Here is a 17,193-nt window from a genome sequence, read left to right as displayed (position 1 = left end):
CCCTGCCCAGAGCGGGTCCATCCGCGTAGACTCCGCGCGTGGCCAAGGTGACTCGGGATGACGTAGCGCGGCTGGCAGGGACCTCCACTGCCGTCGTCAGTTATGTCATCAACAACGGACCCCGGCCGGTCGCCCCGGCCACGCGCGAGCGTGTCCTCGCCGCCATCAAGGAACTGGGGTACCGGCCCGACCGGGTCGCCCAGGCGATGGCCTCGCGGCGCACGGACCTCATAGGCCTGATCGTGCCGGACGCGCGCCAGCCCTTCTTCGGGGAGATGGCGCACGCGGTCGAGTGGGCCGCCGCCGAGCGCGGGAAGATGGTTCTCGTCGGCAACTCCGACTACGTCGGCGAGCGCGAGGTCCACTATCTGCGGGCGTTCCTCGGTATGCGCGTCTCCGGGCTCATCCTGGTCTCGCACGCGCTCAACGACCTCGCCGCCGCCGAGATCGAGGCCTGGGACGCGCGGGTCGTCCTCCTCCACGAGCGGCCCGAGGCCATCGACGACGTCGCCGTCGTCACCGACGACCTCGGTGGCGCCCAGCTCGCCGTACGCCACCTTCTGGAGCACGGCTACGAGTACGTCGCCTGTATGGGCGGCACCGCGGAGACGCCGGCGGTCGGCGACCCGGTCTCCGACCACGTCGAGGGCTGGCGGCGCGCGATGGCCGAGGCCCGGATTCCCACCGAGGGCCGGCTGTTCGAAGCGCCGTACAACCGCTACGACGCGTATCGCATAGCGCTGGAGATTCTCTCCGGTCCGAGGCGTCCTCCCGCGATCTTCTGCTCCACCGACGACCAGGCCATCGGTGTGCTGCGGGCGGCGCGGGAGCTGCGGATCGATGTGCCGGGGGAGTTGGCTGTCGCCGGGTTCGACGACATCAAGGAAGCGGCGTTGGCGGATCCTCCGCTGACGACCATTGCGTCGGACAGGTCCGCCATGGCTCGGGCCGCGGTGGATCTGGTTCTCGATGACGGGCTTCGGGTGGCCGGGTCGCGGCGGGAGCGGTTGAAGGTGTTTCCGTCGCGGCTTGTCGCGCGGCGGTCGTGTGGGTGCGCCTAGGAGCTCGGGCGGTTCTGTCGTTGTGCGGCTGACCGTCGTATGTGGTTTCTCGCGCAGTTCCCCGCGCCCCTGAGGGAGCTTCTCTGAGTGTTCTCTGAGAGGCACCGGATCGCTGCCAGTACCGCCTTTACATCGGGCATACGAGCTTCTGCCGGGCTTCTCAGGGAGCGCTCAGGAAGCTCTCATGGTCGGGCGACATGCTCATTTCCATGACCGAGAGCTTCCGCCGCAGCGGCGACTACGAGAACCCCTACCAGGGCGCCCAGCAGCACGCTTCCTCCCCCGTGAACCCGGAGTGGCCGCCCCCGCCGGCGTACCAGCCGACGGCGGAGCAGGCGGGCGGCGGAGCCCCGACCGCGCTCCTCACCGAGCCCGTGGCCCAGCCGCCGAAGTCGCGGCGGCGTCGGCCTCGCGGTCCGGTCGCTCTCCTCGCGGCCGTGGCGATCGTCGCCGCGGCGATCGGGGGCGGGACGGCGTACGGCATCCAGGAGCTGACCGGCAGCGACACCGTCGCCTCCTCCAGCTCCACCAGCACGAACGTCGTTCCCTCCAGCCAGAAGGGCACGGTCTCCGGGGTCGCCAGGGCGGTCAGCCCGAGCATCGTCGAGATCAGCGCGACCTCGAACGCCGGGTCGTCCACCGGCTCCGGCGTGATCATCACCAGTGACGGCGAGATCGTCACCAACAACCACGTCGTCTCCGGCGCCTCGCAGATCAAGGTGACGACGAGCGACGGCAAGGAGTACACCGCCGAGGTCGTCGGCACCGACAGCAGCAAGGACCTCGCGCTGATCAAGCTGCAGAACGCGTCCGGGCTGACGGTGGCCACCCTCGGCGACTCCTCCGGTGTGCAGGTCGGCGACGAGGTCGTGGCGATCGGCTCGCCCGAGGGCCTGACCGGCACGGTCACCAGCGGCATCGTGTCCGCGCTCAACCGGGACGTCACCGTCTCGACGGACGAGAGCCAGGGCCAGCAGCAACAGCAGCAGGGCGGCGGCGGATGGCCGTTCGAGTTCGGTGGCCAGGAGTTCAACGGCGACACCGGTTCGTCGACGACGACGTACAAGGCGATACAGACGGACGCCTCCCTGAACCCCGGCAACTCCGGCGGCGCGCTGATCGACATGAACGGCAACATCATCGGCATCAACTCGGCGATGTACTCGGCCTCCGGCTCGGGCTCGTCCGACGCGGGCAGCGTGGGCCTCGGCTTCGCGATCCCGATCAACACCGTCAAGGCCGACCTGGCGAAGCTGCGGTCGGGTTCGCAGAGCTGAACTCCCAAGACTCCCAAGACCGGCAAGACTGAAGGGGTACGTCATGATCCAGCAGGTTGAGCACACCGCGACCGGCGTCGGTCCCGCCGACCTCGCCCTGGCCCTCGCGGTCGCCGGCGCCCTGCACAAGCCGACCACCTCGACGGCCCCGTCCCGGGCGCCGGAGCTGGCGACCGCCCGCCTGAGCGCGGGCCGCCGGACCGCCGCGGCCCGCAGCCGCCGCCTTACCGTACGAGGCTGAGAACGTGCGAGGCTGAGAGCGTTCAAGCCCGCTCAGCCAGCCTCCGACCAGCCCCCGTCCCACCGCACCCGAGGATCCCGAGCCCATGAGCCCCGCCGATGGCGACCGTGACCCCCAGCGCATCCTGATCGTCGACGACGAGCCGGCGGTGCGCGAAGCACTCCAGCGCAGCCTCGCCTTCGAGGGGTACGACACGGAGGTCGCGGTCGACGGCGCCGACGCCCTGGAGAAGGCGACGGCCTACCGTCCCGAGCTGGTGATCCTGGACGTCCAGATGCCCCGCATGGACGGCCTCACGGCCGCCCGCCGCATCCGCGGCTCCGGTGACACGACGCCGATCCTCATGCTGACCGCCCGCGACACCGTCGGTGACCGGGTGACCGGGCTGGACGCCGGGGCGGACGACTACCTGGTCAAGCCGTTCGAGCTGGACGAGCTGTTCGCCCGGGTCCGCGCGCTGCTGCGGCGCAGCTCCTACGCGGCGGCGGCCGGTGCGGGCGCGGCGGAGGACGACGAGGCGCTGACCTTCGCCGACCTGCGCATGGACCTCGCGACGCGGGAGGTCACGCGGGGTGGGCGGCCGGTGGAGCTGACCCGTACGGAGTTCACGCTGCTGGAGATGTTCATGGCGCACCCGCGCCAGGTGCTGACCCGGGAGCAGATCCTCAAGGCGGTGTGGGGCTTCGACTTCGAGCCGAGCTCCAACTCGCTGGACGTGTACGTCATGTACCTGCGCCGCAAGACCGAGGCCGGTGGTGAGCCGCGGCTCGTGCACACGGTGCGGGGTGTGGGGTATGTGCTGCGGCAGGGTGGGGCGGAGTGAGCAAGCCTCTACGCCGGTTCCGGTCGCTGCCCATTCGGTCACGGCTGGCGCTGCTGGTGGCGGCGGCAGTGGCGTTCGCGGTGGCGGCGGTGTCGGTCACCTGCTGGTTCATCGTGCAGGGGAAGCTGTACGAGCAGCTGAACGCCGACCTCAGGAAGATGTCGCAGCCGCAGCGATACAGCCAGGTCGTGGACCTCCTCAATGCCTGCCCCCAGACCGTCAAGTCCGACGAGACCTTCCAGACCGGCATCACCGGCCTGCAGACGCAGAGCACCTACATCCAACTGGTCAAGGCGGATGGGACACCGTGCGTCTCCTCCACCTCGGCCGGCACCGTCAAGGTCACCAGCGCCGACAAGAACGTGATCAAAGACGCGGACAGCAGCAGTGGGAACACTCTCGACGGGATCATCCGCAACGGCACGGACACGGACGGCAATGCCGTTCGTGTGTTCACCACGCCTCTGGTCGTCAGCCAGGGCCCGGTGAGCCCACCTCAGCTGTACCCCAACGCCGCGCTCCTCGTAGCGGTCCCTCTCAAGAACACCCAGTCCACCCTCAACGAACTCGCCCTGATCCTTCTCCTGGTCTCTGGTGTCGGAGTCCTCGGCGCCGGAGCCGCCGGCCTGGCAGTGGCCCGCGCCGGCCTCCGCCCCGTCGACAAGCTCACCGAAGCCGTCGAACACGTCGCCCGCACCGAGGACTTGAGCGTCCGTATCCCGGTGGAGGACGAGAGCGAGGACGAGGTGGCCCGTCTCTCCCGCTCCTTCAACTCCATGACCTCCGCCCTGGCCAGCTCCCGCGAGCTGCAGCAACAGCTCATCGCCGACGCCGGCCACGAACTGCGCACCCCCCTCACCTCCCTCCGCACCAACATCGAACTCCTCACCCGCAGCGAGGAGACGGGCCGCCCGATCCCGGAGGCCGACCGCAAGGCGCTGCTGGCCTCGGTGAAGGCGCAGATGACCGAACTGGCGTCGTTGATCGGCGACTTGCAGGAACTGTCCCGCTCGGAGGGGCAGCGCGGCGAACGCGTTCAGGTGGTGTCGCTGGAGGACACGGTGGAGTCGGCCCTGCGCCGCGCCCGGCTGCGCGGCCCCGAGCTGACGATCAGCGCCGACATCCAGCCCTGGTACGTCCGCGCGGAACCGGCGGCGCTGGAGCGCGCGGTGGTCAACATCCTGGACAACGCGGTGAAGTTCAGCCCTGAGGGCGGCACCATCGACGTGCAACTCACCGACGGCACCCTCACCGTCCGCGACCACGGCCCCGGCATCCCCGCCGACGAACTGCCGCACGTCTTCGACCGCTTCTGGCGTTCGCCGAGTGCGCGAGCGCTGCCCGGCTCGGGGCTGGGCCTGTCGATCGTGGCCCGTACGGTCGAGCAGGCGGGGGGACAGGTGGATCTGGCCCGTGCGGAGGGTGGGGGGACGGTGGCCACGGTACGGCTGCCGGGGGCGGCTACTCCGCCGCCGGAGGCGCCGGAAGCGGCGTAGCCGGTTCTGGCCCCGAGTGCTCGCAGAGAACGAGAGCAGGTCCGGGCTCTCCGCCAGCGCCGTCCGCAGGGCGACCACCGTTGCGATCAGGCGGGACGATCCCGGGTTCGGGCCTCTACTGCGGACCGGTGGTCGACTCCCCGCTGGAGCTGTCCCCGGAGAAGCTGTTCTGCATCGGGTTGATCGGCGACACAGCGGTCTTCCTCGACCGCGCGGGCGGCGGCGTCCTCGGCATCCCGGACGAGCACTGGGAGTGGGTCGACGCGGAGCGCTTCGAGTCGCTCGCGCCCGGGCTGGAGGCGTTCTTCCTGGAGCGGCTGGCCGCTCCTGCCGAGTACGCACGGCTCGCTCGGGTCGACAACGAGTTGGCGGAGTTCGAGGACTGGCTGAAGCTGCTGCGACGGGCCCGTCTCGCAGCCTGAACCGCTGGTACGGCGGGACGACGCCCTCATCGTCATCGATCTCCGACGACTCGTTTCGGTCATCGCCGGCGCAACTCACCGAACCAGCGCACGATCGCCGATGTGACCGCGACGTTGGACCCCAGGTGACGGGATCCGTGGTAGTCAAGGGCGCCAAGATCAACGACCGGGGCGTCCACGCCATTCCTGAGCAGAGCGTCCCGGCAGTGCTCCGTGTTGGTGGTGACGGCCTGCTCGTCCCCAGTCGCCATATGGAGCCGGACCGGGGCACGGGGAGCCCAGTCGGTGCATACGGCATCGGTTGTGCGCAGTGCCGCTGCCAGCGGCCCCGTCGGATGTGCGAGCAGCTCGCGGCCGTGCTCGGTCAGCAGTTCGTCGAGAGTGTCGGGAGTGCCCCGCATCAGCTGTTCTCCCGTGTGTGCGCCGTCGAAGAGCGCCTCGACGGTGCTGTCATACGGGGCCCGGAAGACCTCGCCGGGGCTGTCGTAGATGTCGTGGAGCCGTTGGAACGCCACCAGGGTGTAGGCCGCGTACAGCACACTGGACTTGGGTTCCAGCCTGCCCTCGAGCAAGGCGGGCAACTCCGTCCCACCGAAGTCGTATGCGCCGCTGACCGGCGCCAGCGCGCCCAGCCTGAACCAGCGGTCCTCACCCGCCTGCAGCGCCCGGCCGAGCCCCAGTGCCGCCGAGGCTCCTTGCGAGAAGCCGGTGACCATGACCTCCCGCTCCAGCACATGTCCGGTTTGCAGCGCGAAGGCGCGGGCCGCGCGCAGCATGTCCAGGGATGCCGTGGTCTCGGAGCCGATGTCCATCCAGGGGTGCAAACCGGGTCCCTTGCCCATGCCCAGATAGTCGGGCGCGACACCCGCGGCACCCGCCGACGCATGCGCGATCACGGGCGCCGACACGAAAGCGGCGCGCTGCATGGACGGGGAATCATCCTTGTGACTGCCAGTGCCGTGCGCGAAGGAAACCGCGTGTAACCGTCGCTCGCTGTCGAGCGGCAGCGCCAACAGCCCGCTCGCCGTGGTGAGCTGTCCATGCGGATCGACGGTCCGGTAGACCAGCCGGTATGCGACAACGCCGTGCCGGACGGCACCGTCTCCGAACCCTGCATCGCCCAGCTCGTCTGCCACCTCCTGCGGGGTTGCGAGCGTGTACAGCTTCTCGGCAGAGACCAGCGTTCCCCTACCACGCTCCTCGTGCTGCGCCGGCGCCTGGACATGCGCGGCGGACGCGGCGGCGGGCACCGGCCCGCTCAGCAACAGGCCGCAGCAGACGGCTGCCGCTCCTGCTCGCAGACCGGTGCGGATCAGGGTCCTGCGACGCGACAACGGTGGGGCGGAAGTCACCATGCTTTCCTCCAAGCGAGGTTCGACGAGGGCCAGTTCAGCCTCACTTGTTGCAAACCCAGACGCACTGGTGCGGGCCCCCCGGGGTCCCTGGTGCCAGCCCCCCGTTCGCTGCGTGACGGCGCCCTCGTCGCCCTCGTCTCCAATTCGAGGCCTGCTTGGCGCAGTTGCTCACCAAAGCGGCCGGGAAGGAGATCCACTTCCCGGTCGTTTCCCCCTACGCTTGATGCGAGGGGGAGCCATGTCGAAGAATTCGCTGCCGAGAATCGCATTGTGGATCACGCTGAGTCTCGCGTTCACGGCCGGCGCGGTCTCGCTCCTCGTCCTGGCGGTGGCGTCGGGATCGGGGTCGGATGACGGGCCTCGGTCGGGAGGCGGCGGGTCGACCAGTTGGTACACGACGCGGCCTCCGGAGACGTCCGACGATCCCGGCGACACCGAGGGGACGATCCCGGAACCGAGCGATCCCGGCCAGGGAGGAACCCCCGAGCCGACCGGTGGAGGGACCGAGGAACCGACCGGCGGCGTGAGCCCGATTCCGACCGAGCCGAGCGGGCCCATCAACGCGACCACCGGCCCGAGCGAACTCCCGACCCCGGTGACCATCGTGACCCAGACCGTCGTCGCGGTGCCTGCGGGCGGCGGTGGCGACGGCGCCGGCTCGCTGATCACGGCGTTCGGCTCTCTGCTGAGCGGCGCCGCAGCGGTCGGCACGCTGCTCCACGCGGTTCATCTGAGCCGGCAGAACCGCAGCGCGGCGGCGACGGACGACGATGCGAGGGCGGCGCCTAGTTCTTGACGCCGGTGAGGAAGGACGTCCACGAGGTCGCGCCGAGAACGAGTACTTGGCCGTCGTCCGGGACCTTGCTGTCCCGGACCGGGACTATGCCGGGGTAGCCGTCGGCGACCTCGACGCAGTCGTTGTCTCCCCCTTCGCTGTAGCTCGACTTGCGCCACACGGCGGTGCTGAGATCGGGGGTTCGCGTCATGACCTGTGCTCCTCCAGTGCATCCCTGATGATCGCCAGCGAGTCGGACGGGGACAGCGCCAGATCGCGGAGCCGATCGTAGGACAAACGCTGCCGAAGGACTTCGTCCGGATCCTCGATCAACCGGCTGCAGCCGTTGCCTTCCTTGTAGGCAACGGCACTTCCGTCTCTCTGCCAGAGCAGCGTCAACGACCCGTTCATATGGTGGTGCGCTCCCGCCGAGAACGGCAGTACTTGGAGCGTCACGTTGGGCCACAGCGAGGCGGCCTCAACGTGAAGCAGCTGATCGTGCCAGGTCTTGCCCCGGACAGCGGGACGTCGGAGCGCGAACTCGTCCATGATGATCCGGACCTCGGGCTCCGGCTTCTGCCGCAACAGGTACTGCCGCCCGAGCCGTGCCACCACCAGCTCCTCGACGATCTCGTCGCCGTCGGCCGTTGTCTGGGCCCCAGACAACACCCCCCGAGCGAAATCCTCGGTCTGCAGAAGCCCGGGAATCCCCAGTGTGAACTTCCACATGATCCGTGCCGTCGCCTCCAGCTCCATGAACCGCTTGTACTGGTCCTTGAAAGCGTCCAGCCGAGCCGCCTTCCAGTGGCTTAACAGCAGGTCACCGGTGCCGTAGTACCCGTCAAGGTCCTCCATGACCGTCACCTTGGACAGCCGATCCCCGGACTCCAGCCGACTCAGATAGCTCTTCTCGTACCCGGTCTCATCGGCCAACTGCCCCAACGACTTCCCGGCCTTCTCCCGCAGAACCCTCAGCGTTTGCCCCAGCATCGCCCGCCCGGAAACCGGTTCCGCGTCAACCTTCTCGCTCACGTCACCCCTCACCGTTGCCTGCGCGCCAGACAACACCGAACCCCTTCCGCAGCGTACGCCGCACCTGTGACGATCAGGGCACGAACGGTAATCACCGCTCGTCAGACCCCTGCCATGCCAAAACCCCCGCAGTCGATGCACGTCGACCCGGGGGCGTGGCCGACGCTGAAACCCAAGGAGCGCCGACATGCGCGAACGTACCGCCGGACTCATGAAATCGCTACTGATCGCACTCGTACGTGTACTACTTCCCAGCGACGGACGACACCGAGCAGCCCCGCCCCAACCCCCGCTCATCACCCGCCAGTTGGCCCCACGGCCCCGCCACTCCGCCCCCGTCCCCCCATGCCGCTGCGAGCGCGAACGCATCCTGCAGCGCCGCCGTGCCGCCTGAGCCGTCGCCTACGGCCTCGACGCCGGCCCGCGCCGCACCCTCGGAGAGGAGGTCTCCGCATGAGCTTCCCCGACGAACTCCGCCTCCTCCCCTGGACCACCCCCGACGGCAAACCCTGCTACCTCAGCGCCGACTGCGACCACAGCAGGCTCTCCCGACTCGCCGACGACATGGAGGCGGCCCAACCGCACTCGGGCGAACAGGTACTCGCCGGTGCCAGGGCGGTCCTCACCGACACCAAGGCCGGCGAGCGCGCCGTACGCTTCGCGCTCACGCGTGCCACGGAGTCCCTGGAGGACGCACTCCGCATCGCGGTCAGCCGTGGTGAGCGCATCGAGGCGGGTGAGAGGTGACACGCCCGTCCACCGCCACCAGACGCCTCTCGCGTTCTACCGTGGACCTCCGGCCCCCACGTCTCACCCCAGCCGGAGAAGAGGAACCGATCATGTCCCACGAGGTGGATCCGAACTCCTGCGAGAGAACCCCCGAGGCGATTCGCGCGGCCCTGCAACGCCGCCCCGACTGGCTGCAGGCCTTCGAGCAGGACTGGCTCAGTGCGGCGGCCGACTTCGATCAGGCAGCGCTCGACGCCGTGACCGACAAGTGGCTCCCCTTCGCCTGCGCCTGTGCCACGCCCGGCTATCTGGACGAGGTGGAGCAGACGGTCAAGCGGGTGACCGAGGGCGACACCGAAGGCATGGTCTTCCGCGACGAGGACGGGAACGCCTACGACGCCGACAATCGGCCCATCGACGCGGGCAGGTGTGGGTGAGCGCCTATGCGATCAGGTATGCCGACCGAGCGGCTCAGCGAAAGCGGGCGCTGGGCGCGCCCCAGCGCGCATCGCTGGAGGAGCTGGAGAAGCGGCTCAGCCTCAACCCGTTCGGCCCGCCCGCGATCAGCAATCGGGACAACAGCTGGTCAGCAGCGTTCCAAGGCGGGTTCATCACGTACGTCGTGTCCAACCGTCACGTCGTGATCAACGTCGTCGACTTGGTAGCCCTCTGATCATCCCGAGGCCCACGGACACCAGAGAGTAGCGATGCGGCGCCGCGAACGCGGGCGTGGAACATGATCGCGAACGCATACGGCAGCACCCACGGCCACCGTCCCCACAGCCCACAGCCCACAACCGCCGCTGCCTCCGTCATGGACTCCATTTCGCACGCGGAGGGCCGCAAATGGACATGCGGCTCGAACTCGCGGGTGATCCGGCGGAGTTGGCAGAGTTACTCGTGTGAAGCAGTGAAGACAAGGAGGGATAAAGGCCGACAGACATCCTCGCCCACCTGTCAATGACCTGTCATCCGCACCTGATCCCGACCCTACCCACCAGTTCTCTGGAACTCTTCCTGGCTGTCAGACAGGTGCCCGTCCGTACCGGTCGGCACCTGTGCACGGACCACAGGAGTGAGCCAACCCCCATGCGACTCATTCGCAAATCGACACTCAAGAAGAGCGCCCTGAGCATGGCCGCAACCGCCCTCGCCATATCCGGCGTGATGGCGGGCGCCGGTTCCTCGCAGGCGGCCGGCCCCGGTGGCGCGCAGAACGTCCGGGGCGTCGACCCCGGTAACACCGACCTGATGATCGAGCGGCTCTGCAACCAGGAGACGAGCCTGACCGGCGTCTACGGCGCCCTCAACGTCGACACCGGCGAGTTCAAGACCCGGGACGAGTACCTGCGGGACGTCTTCGGGCTGTGGAAGCCCGCCGGGCCGTGGGAGCTGTTCCGCGGCTGGTGCGGGTACGCCGAGGCCTCGACCTGGTCCATCAAGGGCGAGCCGATCCGCACCTCCCGGTGGATCGGCAACCGGGGCTCGGCGGACGACAAGGAGACCTTCGTCAGCAGCTACAGCACCAAGACGTTCGCCAAGAAGAGCGTCGGCGGAACGATCAGCCTCTCCCTCGCCAAGAGCATCTTCTCCGGCAGCGTGGGCGGCAGCGCCGGGTACGAGTGGGGCTGGGAGAAGGAGTCCCGGTTCGAGACCCGCAGCGAGAAGACCATCCCGCCGTGCCGGCAGGTGGCCGTGACCTGGACGCCGTACCAGCGCGTGGTGCGCGTGAACCCGGTGTTCCAGATCGAGGACTACCAGTGGAACAAGGGCGACGGCGACGTCACCACGCACACCTGGCGTGGCCGGGACGCCAGTTGGAAGACGATCTACTCGTACGGTTACTACATCGACGGCACCTCCGACAAGATCCTCCCCAACGGCCAGCCCGACGGCCGCGAGGACAAGATCGAGGAGAAGCTGGACCCCAACACCTGCACCCAGTAGGCCAGTAGGGCACTGGTAGGTGCCCTCAGGGCGGCAACCTTTCCGTGCGGGGCGGCGACTGATCCCCGGATCATCCCCCCGCACGGAACGGATCGCCGTATGAGTGAGCAGCACAGCAAGCCCCGTCACCGTAGGAGCCGCAAGGCCCTGGCGGTCGGGGTGCCCCTGGCCCTGACCGCCGCCGGGACCCTGGCCTACGGCACGGACCTCGGTCTCCTCGGCGCGGACTCCCAGCAGCAGGCCTCCGCCGCGACCACCGCCGCCCCCGCCTGGGCGACCGCCACCGCCGATGGGTTCGCCTCCGTCAACTCCCTTGGACAGAACGGGACTTATGGCGGGCGGGACGGCCAGATCGTCACCGTGAAGACGCAGGCCGATCTGGAGAAGTACGCGACCGCCGCCGAGCCGTACGTCATCGTCGTCGCCGGGACCATCAACATGAACCCGGTGGGCAAGGAGATCAAGGTCCAGTCGGACAAGACCATCGTCGGGTCCGGGACGTCCGGGCACATCGTCGGCGGCGGCTTCTTCCTCGGCTCCGGCGTGCACAACGTGATCATCCGGAACCTGACCATCCGGGACTCGTACCAGGGCGTCTGGAACGACAAGGACCACGACTTCGACGCCATCCAGATGGACGGCGCGCACCACGTGTGGATCGATCACAACGATCTGCGGCACATGGCCGACGGGCTCATCGACGTCCGCAAGGACAGCACGAACGTGACCGTCTCCTGGAACAAGCTGAGCCAGAACAACAAGACCTTCGGCATCGGCTGGACCGACAACGTCAAGACGGACATCACGGTCCACCACAACTGGTTCCGCGAGACCGAGCAGCGCAACCCGTCCACCGACAACGCCGCCCACGCGCACCTCTACAACAACTTCCTGGAGGACGCGGCCGGGACGGACATCAAGTCGTCGTACGGCAACTACTCGCGCGGCAGGACGGCCATGGTCCTGGAGAACTCCTACTTCCAGGGCATGAACAACCCCGTCACCAAGGACAGCACCGCGAGCATCGTCCAGAAGGGCAACACCTTCGTGGGCACGAGCGGGCGCAACGAGAGTGGCGGTACGGCCTTCGACCCGAAGGCGTACTACAGCTACACGCTCGACAAGACGGCGGACGTGCCCTCGCTCCTCAAGTCCGGTGTGGGGCCGCGGAGTTCCATCGGCACGACGGCCTCGTCGACGTCGACGACCAAGGCCGCAGCCACCACCCTCACCGTCGCCAAGGACGGCTCCGGGCAGTACTCGACCGTGCAGGCCGCCATCAACGCCGTACCGGCGAACAACCCCTCACGCGTCGTCATCCAGGTGAAGCCGGGCACGTACCGCGAGGCGGTGACCGTGCCGGCGAACAAGCCGCACGTGACCATCGTCGGGACCGGCGCCAGCCGCAAGGACACCGTCATCGTCGAGGGACACGCCGCCGGCATGACCAAGCCCGACGGCTCGGGGACGTACGGGACGCCCGGCAGCGCCACCCTCAGCGTCAAGGCCGACGACACCCAGCTGCGCAACCTCAGCGTCACCAACGACTTCAACGAGGGCGCCAACCAGTCGCTCTCCGGCCACCAGGCCGTGGCCCTGCTCACCATGGCCGACAAGGTGTTCCTCGACGGCCTCATCGTCACCGGCGACCAGGACACCCTGGAGATGGAGACCGCCGCCAAGGGCACCCTCGGCCGGGTCTACGTCAAGAACTCCTACATCCTCGGCAATGTCGACTTCATCTTCGGCCGAGGCACCGCCGTCATCGACCGGTCCGTCATCACGCTGCGCAAGCGCTGGGACGGCTCGTCCGCCGGATACGTCACCGCACCGAGCACCGAGGGCAACCGCAAGGGCATCCTCATCACCCACTCGACCGTCAACGGCGATGTGAGCAACGGCAGTTTCTTCCTCGGCCGTAACTGGCACCCCGGCGGCGACACGACCGTCGACCCCCAGACCACGGTGCGGGAGACGAGCCTGAGCGCCGCGATCAAGTCCACCCCCTGGTCGGACATGGGCGGCTTCCCCTGGAAGGACGACCGCTTCGCCGAGTACAAGAACACCGGCGCGGGCGCGGGTTCCGCGAGCTCCAACCGGCCTCAGCTGACCGACGCCCAGGCGACCGGGCAGGAGGTCGCGGACTGGCTGGGGAACTGGACGCCTACGGCTTCCTGAGGGGCCGTGTCCCTAGGGCCGGGCGCAGACGCTCGACGACTACTGCGCCCGGCCCCACCGCGATCAGACACCGATCAGCCAGCGGCCAGACCCGCCAGTACACCGAACCCGACGGGGAGCAGCTGGGCGAGGTGCCGGTACGCGGACCGCGCTCCGTCCCCTCGGCGCAGGTAGGTCGCCAGTCCGGCTGTGACGATGCCGAAGGTCACCGCGTACAGCAGCGTGTCCGCGCTCGACGCGCTGTCCCACCCGCGAGCGAACAACGCCGTAACCGTCATCGTGCCGCCGAACAGCGCAGCGCCGGTCAGCACATCACCGTAGGTGACCACCAGAGGCCGTGTGCTCGCGTGGCGCTGCCGGCGCCAGAGCTGAAGCACCAGTACGGCGACCAGGACGACCTCGACGGCCGTGGCGAGCACGAACGACGCCTTGAATGCGATCTCCATGGTTCATCAGGATCGGGACAACGCCCCACGGGCGACAAGAGAGTTGAGGGTGTTCGGAGCTTCACGGCCCGATTCACTGCCCGATTCACTGCCCGATTCACTGCCCACTGCACGGCCCGCTTCACGGCTCGGGAAGAGCAGGGTCATCGAAAGCTCCGCGAAACACCAAGAGCAGTCCAACGATCGATCATGACTTCCCCGCTCCCGTCCATGATTCAGCAACGCGAACGTTTATTTGAAGTTTCGAGCGTACGTTCCACCCCGTGAACTCCGACAGATCTGCCGGCTCACAGCCGGCCAGCGCCGCTCACCAGCGGTTCGCTCTCCCCTCGCTCGCCCGCCGCGCACTCCTGCGGGCCGGGCTGACCGGGGCCGCAGCGCTCGGGACCACCGCCGCCCTCGGCACGGCCACCGCCTCCGCCGCACCCGCCACCCCCACCTCCCGTCGCCGCCCCGGCACCCCCGCGGAAGCCCTGCGTGAGCTGGCCGCGGGCAACCAGCGCTGGCGCACCTTCCGTGAGCGGCACCCCGACGAGTCGCCCGCCGTGCGGCAGAGCCTGATCTCGAGTCAGCACCCCTTCGCCCTCGTCCTCGGCTGCATCGACTCCCGGGTGCCGCCGGAGCTGGTCTTCGACCAGGGCCTCGGCGACCTGATGACCGTGCGCTCCGCCGGCGAGGTCCTGGACGAGGCCGTACTCGGCAGCGTCGCCTACGGTGTGCTCGAACTGGACATCCCGCTGGTCCTGGTGCTCGGCCACCAGTCGTGCGGCGCCGTGAAGGCGGCCGTCGCGGCGGACGAGTCCGGTGAGCGGCTGCCGGCGCACATCCAGTACATCGCCGACCAGATAGCGCCGAACATAGACCGCACCCAGGAGGGCGACGCCCGCGTCGACTCCACCATCGACGCCAACGTACGGGCCGTCCGCGCCCGCCTCGCCGCCGAACCGGACCTCGCCGCGAAGGTGACCTCCGGCGAACTGGCCATCGTCGGCGCCCGCTACGAACTGGACACGCAGCGCGTCCACCGCGTCGCCTGACACCCACGCGCGACAGCACCCGGTATGCCCGGCGGCTCAGTGGAAGCCGCCGGGCATACCGAGGTGAACCCCGCCCTCACCGCCTCAGCACCAACGTCTCCTCCGCCCACGCCCCCACCGTCGGCCCCGCCAGCCGCGCATACGTCCCTCCCCGCGCCACCAACTCCGCGTGTGTGCCCGCCTCCACCAGTCGGCCCTCGTTCACGACCAGCACCCGGTCCGCGTCCGGGGCCAGGCTCAGGTCGTGGGTGATCAGGATCGTCGTACGGCCCGACATCAGTCGTCGCAAGGGCTGTACGACCTGGCGGGCGGCCACCGAGTCGAGGCCGGCGGTCGGTTCGTCGAGGAGGAGGACGGGGGCGGAGCGCAGCATCGCGCGGGCGATGGTGATCCGCTTCAGCTGGCCGCCGGAGAGTGCGGCCGTGCCGGGGGCGATGTGGGTGTCGTAGCCCTCGGGGAGCGCGGCGATGAAGTCGTGGGCCGCCGCCGCACGCGCCGCACGCTCGATGTCCTCGTCGCTCGCGCCGGGGCGGCCGCAGTCGATGTTCTCGCGGATGGTGCCGTTGAGGATCAGGGTCTCCTGGGGGAGCAGGGCGACGTTCTCGCGCAGGAAGTCCAGCCGCATGTCCGTGAGCGGCACGCCGTCCAGGGTGATCACGCCCGCCGACGGGTCGTAGAAGCGGGTGAGCAGCTTGGACGTCGTCGACTTGCCCGCGCCGCTCGCGCCCGTGACGATCACCAGCTCGCCGGGTCCGGCCGTGAACGTCACGTCGCTCAGGGACTGGCCGGCGGCTCCGGGGTAGCGGAAGGACACCCCGTGGAAGCCGACCCAGCCGCGCACCGGCCATGCGGGGACCGGGCGGACGGGGTCCGTGACGGCCGGCTCGGCGTCCAGGATCTCGCCCAGGCGCTGGGCGCCGGCCGTGGCGGCGGTGAGGGTGAGGCCGAGCTGGCCGAGGCTGCGGACCGGCGGGTAGAGGTAGCCGATGAAGGCGGCGAAGGCGAGGAGTTGGCCCAGGGTCATACGGCCCGCCGAGATCTCCCACACGCCGAGGCCGATCACCGCGAGCACGCACACCGTCTCGACGACCTCGACGAGCTGCTCGTACATCTCGCTCAGCCGCGCCCCGCGCACGGACGCCTTCATCCAGGCCCGCGCCTCGCGGTCGAGCCGCTTCTCCTCGTCGCGGCGGCGGTTGTAGGCCTGGGTCAACACCACGTTGCCCAACGACTCCTCGACCACCGACGTGATCGCGCCGTCGGCCGCCCGTTCGTCCTGGGAGGCGGTGCGGATACGGCCGCCGAAGCGGCGGGCGGCCAGCAGGAACAGGGGCGCCAGGACGAAGGTGACCAGGGCGAGGTCCCAGCGGAGGTACAGGGCGGCGGCCGAGTAGAAGACCGCCGAGAAGGCGGCGGAGACGGTGCCGACCACGCCCGACACGACCATCTGCTCGATGGCCTCGACGTCACCGGTGAGCCGCTCGACCAGATCCCCCTGCCGGTGCTTCTGGAAGAAGTGCGGCGGCAGGCCCTGGACATGCCCGAAGACCTTCGCGCGCAGCCGCAGCACGAATCTCTCGGCGGTCCAGGTGGCGAGCGAGTTGCCGAGATACCCGACGACCGCGCCCAGCACGGCGACGCCCAGCCAGGCCGCCGCCGGCCCCCAGAAGGCGGACAGCGAACCGGCCTGCAGCGCGGTGTCGGTGAGCTCCGCGAACAGCAGGATCGAGGCGGTCTCGGCCAGCGCGGCGACGACGACGCAGGCCACGATCATCAGCAGCCACTTGCGGTCGCCCCGCGTCAGCGGCCAGAACCGCCGGAAGGCCGTACGCACTTCCCTCATGCTCCACTCCCTTGCGAACCCTGCGGACATGACCGAGGCGGGGCCCCGGAGCACGAGCGCTCCGGTGACCCCGCCTCGTCGGTCTGCGTCAGCCCTGGGGCGCGATCGGGCGGCGCTTCGGGGCGGCGGCCTTCTTCGGCGCCGGCTTGGCGGCCTTCTTGGCCGGGGCGCCGGGCTTGCAGTTGTTCTTCTTGACGGGGGCGATCTTGTGGAAGCTCATGAAGGTTTCCCTTTCCTGTGAATTGCTTGGATTTACTTAGGTGAATTCTTTGTCAGTCCCGATGACCCACGGGTCGACGCTTCGGAGCAGCCTTCTTGACGGCCTTCTTCTTGGGCGCCGGGGCGGCGGTCTTGCGGGCCTTCTTCACCGGGGCGATCTTGTGGAAGCTCATGAGGCTCTCCTTCTTTGCTTTCGCGTCGTTCGCTTTCGACATGGAAAACATTACGGGACACCGGAGCCGGAAAAAGCCGATTCCGCTGAGACCTCGATGAATTGAGCCTGAGATCGATTTTCAGAGAATCCCGGGAACC

General features: G+C 69.0%; 19 protein-coding genes. 13 read left to right on the top strand and 6 right to left on the bottom strand.

Features of this window, described 5'->3' with window-relative positions; translation table 11 throughout:
• Positions 1–38: 38 nt before the first annotated feature.
• The 6 genes from BLU79_RS04475 (at position 39) to BLU79_RS04450 (ending at position 5,320) form a co-directional block, all read left to right on the top strand.
• Positions 39–1,061, top strand: a complete 1,023-nt coding sequence (locus BLU79_RS04475; RefSeq protein WP_093904289.1) for a LacI family DNA-binding transcriptional regulator — start codon at positions 39–41, stop codon at positions 1,059–1,061.
• Between the two features lie 209 nt (positions 1,062–1,270).
• Positions 1,271–2,338 carry a S1C family serine protease gene (locus tag BLU79_RS04470; protein ID WP_177000864.1) on the top strand — a complete coding sequence of 356 codons (1,068 nt, stop codon included), beginning with the start codon at positions 1,271–1,273 and terminating at the stop codon, positions 2,336–2,338.
• A gap of 43 nt (positions 2,339–2,381) precedes the next feature.
• Positions 2,382–2,579 (top strand): hypothetical protein, encoded by a 198-nt coding sequence (locus BLU79_RS04465; RefSeq protein WP_093904288.1) that lies wholly within the window; start codon positions 2,382–2,384, stop codon positions 2,577–2,579.
• An 85-nt stretch (positions 2,580–2,664) separates the two neighbouring features.
• Positions 2,665–3,402 carry a response regulator transcription factor gene (locus BLU79_RS04460; RefSeq protein WP_093904287.1) on the top strand — a complete coding sequence of 246 codons (738 nt, stop codon included), beginning with the start codon at positions 2,665–2,667 and terminating at the stop codon, positions 3,400–3,402.
• Positions 3,399–4,898: a sensor histidine kinase gene (locus BLU79_RS04455; protein ID WP_093904286.1), complete on the top strand. Its 1,500-nt coding sequence runs from the start codon at positions 3,399–3,401 to the stop codon at positions 4,896–4,898. The genes BLU79_RS04460 and BLU79_RS04455 overlap by 4 nt, the downstream gene beginning before the upstream one ends.
• Before the next feature lie 128 nt (positions 4,899–5,026).
• Entirely contained in the window at positions 5,027–5,320 is a 294-nt protein-coding gene (locus BLU79_RS04450) for a hypothetical protein (protein ID WP_177000863.1), read from the top strand.
• 59 nt (positions 5,321–5,379) lie between these two features.
• On the opposite strand, the gene BLU79_RS04445 is transcribed toward BLU79_RS04450, so the two are convergent.
• Complete coding sequence (locus BLU79_RS04445) at positions 5,380–6,570, bottom strand: alpha/beta hydrolase family protein (RefSeq protein WP_256333146.1); 1,191 nt, start codon at positions 6,568–6,570, stop codon at positions 5,380–5,382.
• A gap of 343 nt (positions 6,571–6,913) precedes the next feature.
• Between BLU79_RS04445 and BLU79_RS04440 the strand changes: the two genes are divergently transcribed.
• Positions 6,914–7,471 carry a hypothetical protein gene (locus tag BLU79_RS04440; RefSeq protein ID WP_143052454.1) on the top strand — a complete coding sequence of 186 codons (558 nt, stop codon included), beginning with the start codon at positions 6,914–6,916 and terminating at the stop codon, positions 7,469–7,471.
• Here BLU79_RS04440 and BLU79_RS04435 read toward each other — a convergent pair.
• Together BLU79_RS04435 and BLU79_RS04430 are read right to left on the bottom strand one after the other, a co-directional pair.
• Positions 7,461–7,661 carry a DUF397 domain-containing protein gene (locus BLU79_RS04435; protein WP_093904284.1) on the bottom strand — a complete coding sequence of 67 codons (201 nt, stop codon included), beginning with the start codon at positions 7,659–7,661 and terminating at the stop codon, positions 7,461–7,463. The genes BLU79_RS04440 and BLU79_RS04435 overlap by 11 nt on opposite strands.
• The gene (locus BLU79_RS04430) at positions 7,658–8,482 is read right to left on the bottom strand and encodes a helix-turn-helix domain-containing protein (RefSeq protein ID WP_177000862.1); all 825 of its coding nucleotides are present in this window, start codon (positions 8,480–8,482) and stop codon (positions 7,658–7,660) included. The genes BLU79_RS04435 and BLU79_RS04430 overlap by 4 nt, the downstream gene beginning before the upstream one ends.
• 453 nt (positions 8,483–8,935) lie before the next feature.
• Here BLU79_RS04430 and BLU79_RS04425 point away from each other — a divergent pair, with 453 nt between their 5' ends.
• The 5 genes from BLU79_RS04425 (at position 8,936) to BLU79_RS04405 (ending at position 13,336) form a co-directional block, all read left to right on the top strand.
• On the top strand, positions 8,936–9,229 hold the full coding sequence (locus BLU79_RS04425) for a hypothetical protein (protein WP_093904283.1): 294 nt from the start codon (positions 8,936–8,938) through the stop codon (positions 9,227–9,229).
• 92 nt (positions 9,230–9,321) lie between these two features.
• Complete coding sequence (locus BLU79_RS04420; RefSeq protein ID WP_093904282.1) at positions 9,322–9,648, top strand: DUF6247 family protein; 327 nt, start codon at positions 9,322–9,324, stop codon at positions 9,646–9,648.
• Positions 9,645–9,884 carry a hypothetical protein gene (locus BLU79_RS04415; RefSeq protein WP_093904281.1) on the top strand — a complete coding sequence of 80 codons (240 nt, stop codon included), beginning with the start codon at positions 9,645–9,647 and terminating at the stop codon, positions 9,882–9,884. Before BLU79_RS04420 ends, BLU79_RS04415 begins: the two co-directional genes overlap by 4 nt.
• 461 nt (positions 9,885–10,345) lie before the next feature.
• The gene (locus tag BLU79_RS04410; RefSeq protein WP_256333145.1) at positions 10,346–11,158 is read left to right on the top strand and encodes a hypothetical protein; all 813 of its coding nucleotides are present in this window, start codon (positions 10,346–10,348) and stop codon (positions 11,156–11,158) included.
• Between the two features lie 99 nt (positions 11,159–11,257).
• Complete coding sequence (locus BLU79_RS04405) at positions 11,258–13,336, top strand: pectinesterase family protein (RefSeq protein WP_093904279.1); 2,079 nt, start codon at positions 11,258–11,260, stop codon at positions 13,334–13,336.
• Positions 13,337–13,410: 74 nt separating this feature from the next.
• On the opposite strand, the gene BLU79_RS04400 is transcribed toward BLU79_RS04405, so the two are convergent.
• Positions 13,411–13,782, bottom strand: coding sequence for a hypothetical protein (locus BLU79_RS04400; protein WP_093904278.1), 372 nt, complete (start codon positions 13,780–13,782; stop codon positions 13,411–13,413).
• A 263-nt stretch (positions 13,783–14,045) separates the two neighbouring features.
• Between BLU79_RS04400 and BLU79_RS04395 the strand changes: the two genes are divergently transcribed.
• Positions 14,046–14,819 (top strand): carbonic anhydrase, encoded by a 774-nt coding sequence (locus BLU79_RS04395; RefSeq protein ID WP_093904277.1) that lies wholly within the window; start codon positions 14,046–14,048, stop codon positions 14,817–14,819.
• Positions 14,820–14,895: 76 nt separating this feature from the next.
• Here BLU79_RS04395 and BLU79_RS04390 read toward each other — a convergent pair whose 3' ends face one another.
• Together BLU79_RS04390 and BLU79_RS48800 are read right to left on the bottom strand one after the other, a co-directional pair.
• Positions 14,896–16,662 (bottom strand): ABC transporter ATP-binding protein, encoded by a 1,767-nt coding sequence (locus BLU79_RS04390; protein WP_093904276.1) that lies wholly within the window; start codon positions 16,660–16,662, stop codon positions 14,896–14,898.
• Between the two features lie 88 nt (positions 16,663–16,750).
• A complete protein-coding gene (locus tag BLU79_RS48800; protein WP_256333144.1) occupies positions 16,751–16,882 on the bottom strand; it encodes a hypothetical protein in 132 nt (43 codons plus the stop codon).
• Between the last annotated feature and the right edge of the window lie 311 nt (positions 16,883–17,193).

The sequence above is a fragment of the Streptomyces sp. cf386 genome (genome assembly GCF_900103585.1).
Classification (GTDB): Bacteria; Actinomycetota; Actinomycetes; order Streptomycetales; family Streptomycetaceae; genus Streptomyces.
The sequence above is the reverse complement of the archived record's forward strand: the minus strand, read 5'-3'. Positions and strand labels throughout refer to the sequence as shown.

What these genes read in the sequence shown, in the direction of transcription:
- BLU79_RS04420 (WP_093904282.1), top strand. Translation starts at nt 9,322, where the DNA reads ATGTCCCACGAGGTGGATCCGAACTCCTGCGAGAGAACCCCCGAGGCG.
- BLU79_RS04460 (WP_093904287.1), top strand. Translation starts at nt 2,665, where the DNA reads ATGAGCCCCGCCGATGGCGACCGTGACCCCCAGCGCATCCTGATCGTC.
- BLU79_RS04390 (WP_093904276.1), bottom strand. Translation starts at nt 16,662, where the DNA reads ATGAGGGAAGTGCGTACGGCCTTCCGGCGGTTCTGGCCGCTGACGCGG.
- BLU79_RS04465 (WP_093904288.1), top strand. Translation starts at nt 2,382, where the DNA reads ATGATCCAGCAGGTTGAGCACACCGCGACCGGCGTCGGTCCCGCCGAC.
- BLU79_RS04405 (WP_093904279.1), top strand. Translation starts at nt 11,258, where the DNA reads ATGAGTGAGCAGCACAGCAAGCCCCGTCACCGTAGGAGCCGCAAGGCC.
- BLU79_RS48800 (WP_256333144.1), bottom strand. Translation starts at nt 16,882, where the DNA reads ATGAGCTTCCACAAGATCGCCCCCGTCAAGAAGAACAACTGCAAGCCC.
- BLU79_RS04425 (WP_093904283.1), top strand. Translation starts at nt 8,936, where the DNA reads ATGAGCTTCCCCGACGAACTCCGCCTCCTCCCCTGGACCACCCCCGAC.
- BLU79_RS04470 (WP_177000864.1), top strand. Translation starts at nt 1,271, where the DNA reads ATGACCGAGAGCTTCCGCCGCAGCGGCGACTACGAGAACCCCTACCAG.
- BLU79_RS04435 (WP_093904284.1), bottom strand. Translation starts at nt 7,661, where the DNA reads ATGACGCGAACCCCCGATCTCAGCACCGCCGTGTGGCGCAAGTCGAGC.
- BLU79_RS04410 (WP_256333145.1), top strand. Translation starts at nt 10,346, where the DNA reads ATGGCCGCAACCGCCCTCGCCATATCCGGCGTGATGGCGGGCGCCGGT.
- BLU79_RS04440 (WP_143052454.1), top strand. Translation starts at nt 6,914, where the DNA reads ATGTCGAAGAATTCGCTGCCGAGAATCGCATTGTGGATCACGCTGAGT.
- BLU79_RS04400 (WP_093904278.1), bottom strand. Translation starts at nt 13,782, where the DNA reads ATGGAGATCGCATTCAAGGCGTCGTTCGTGCTCGCCACGGCCGTCGAG.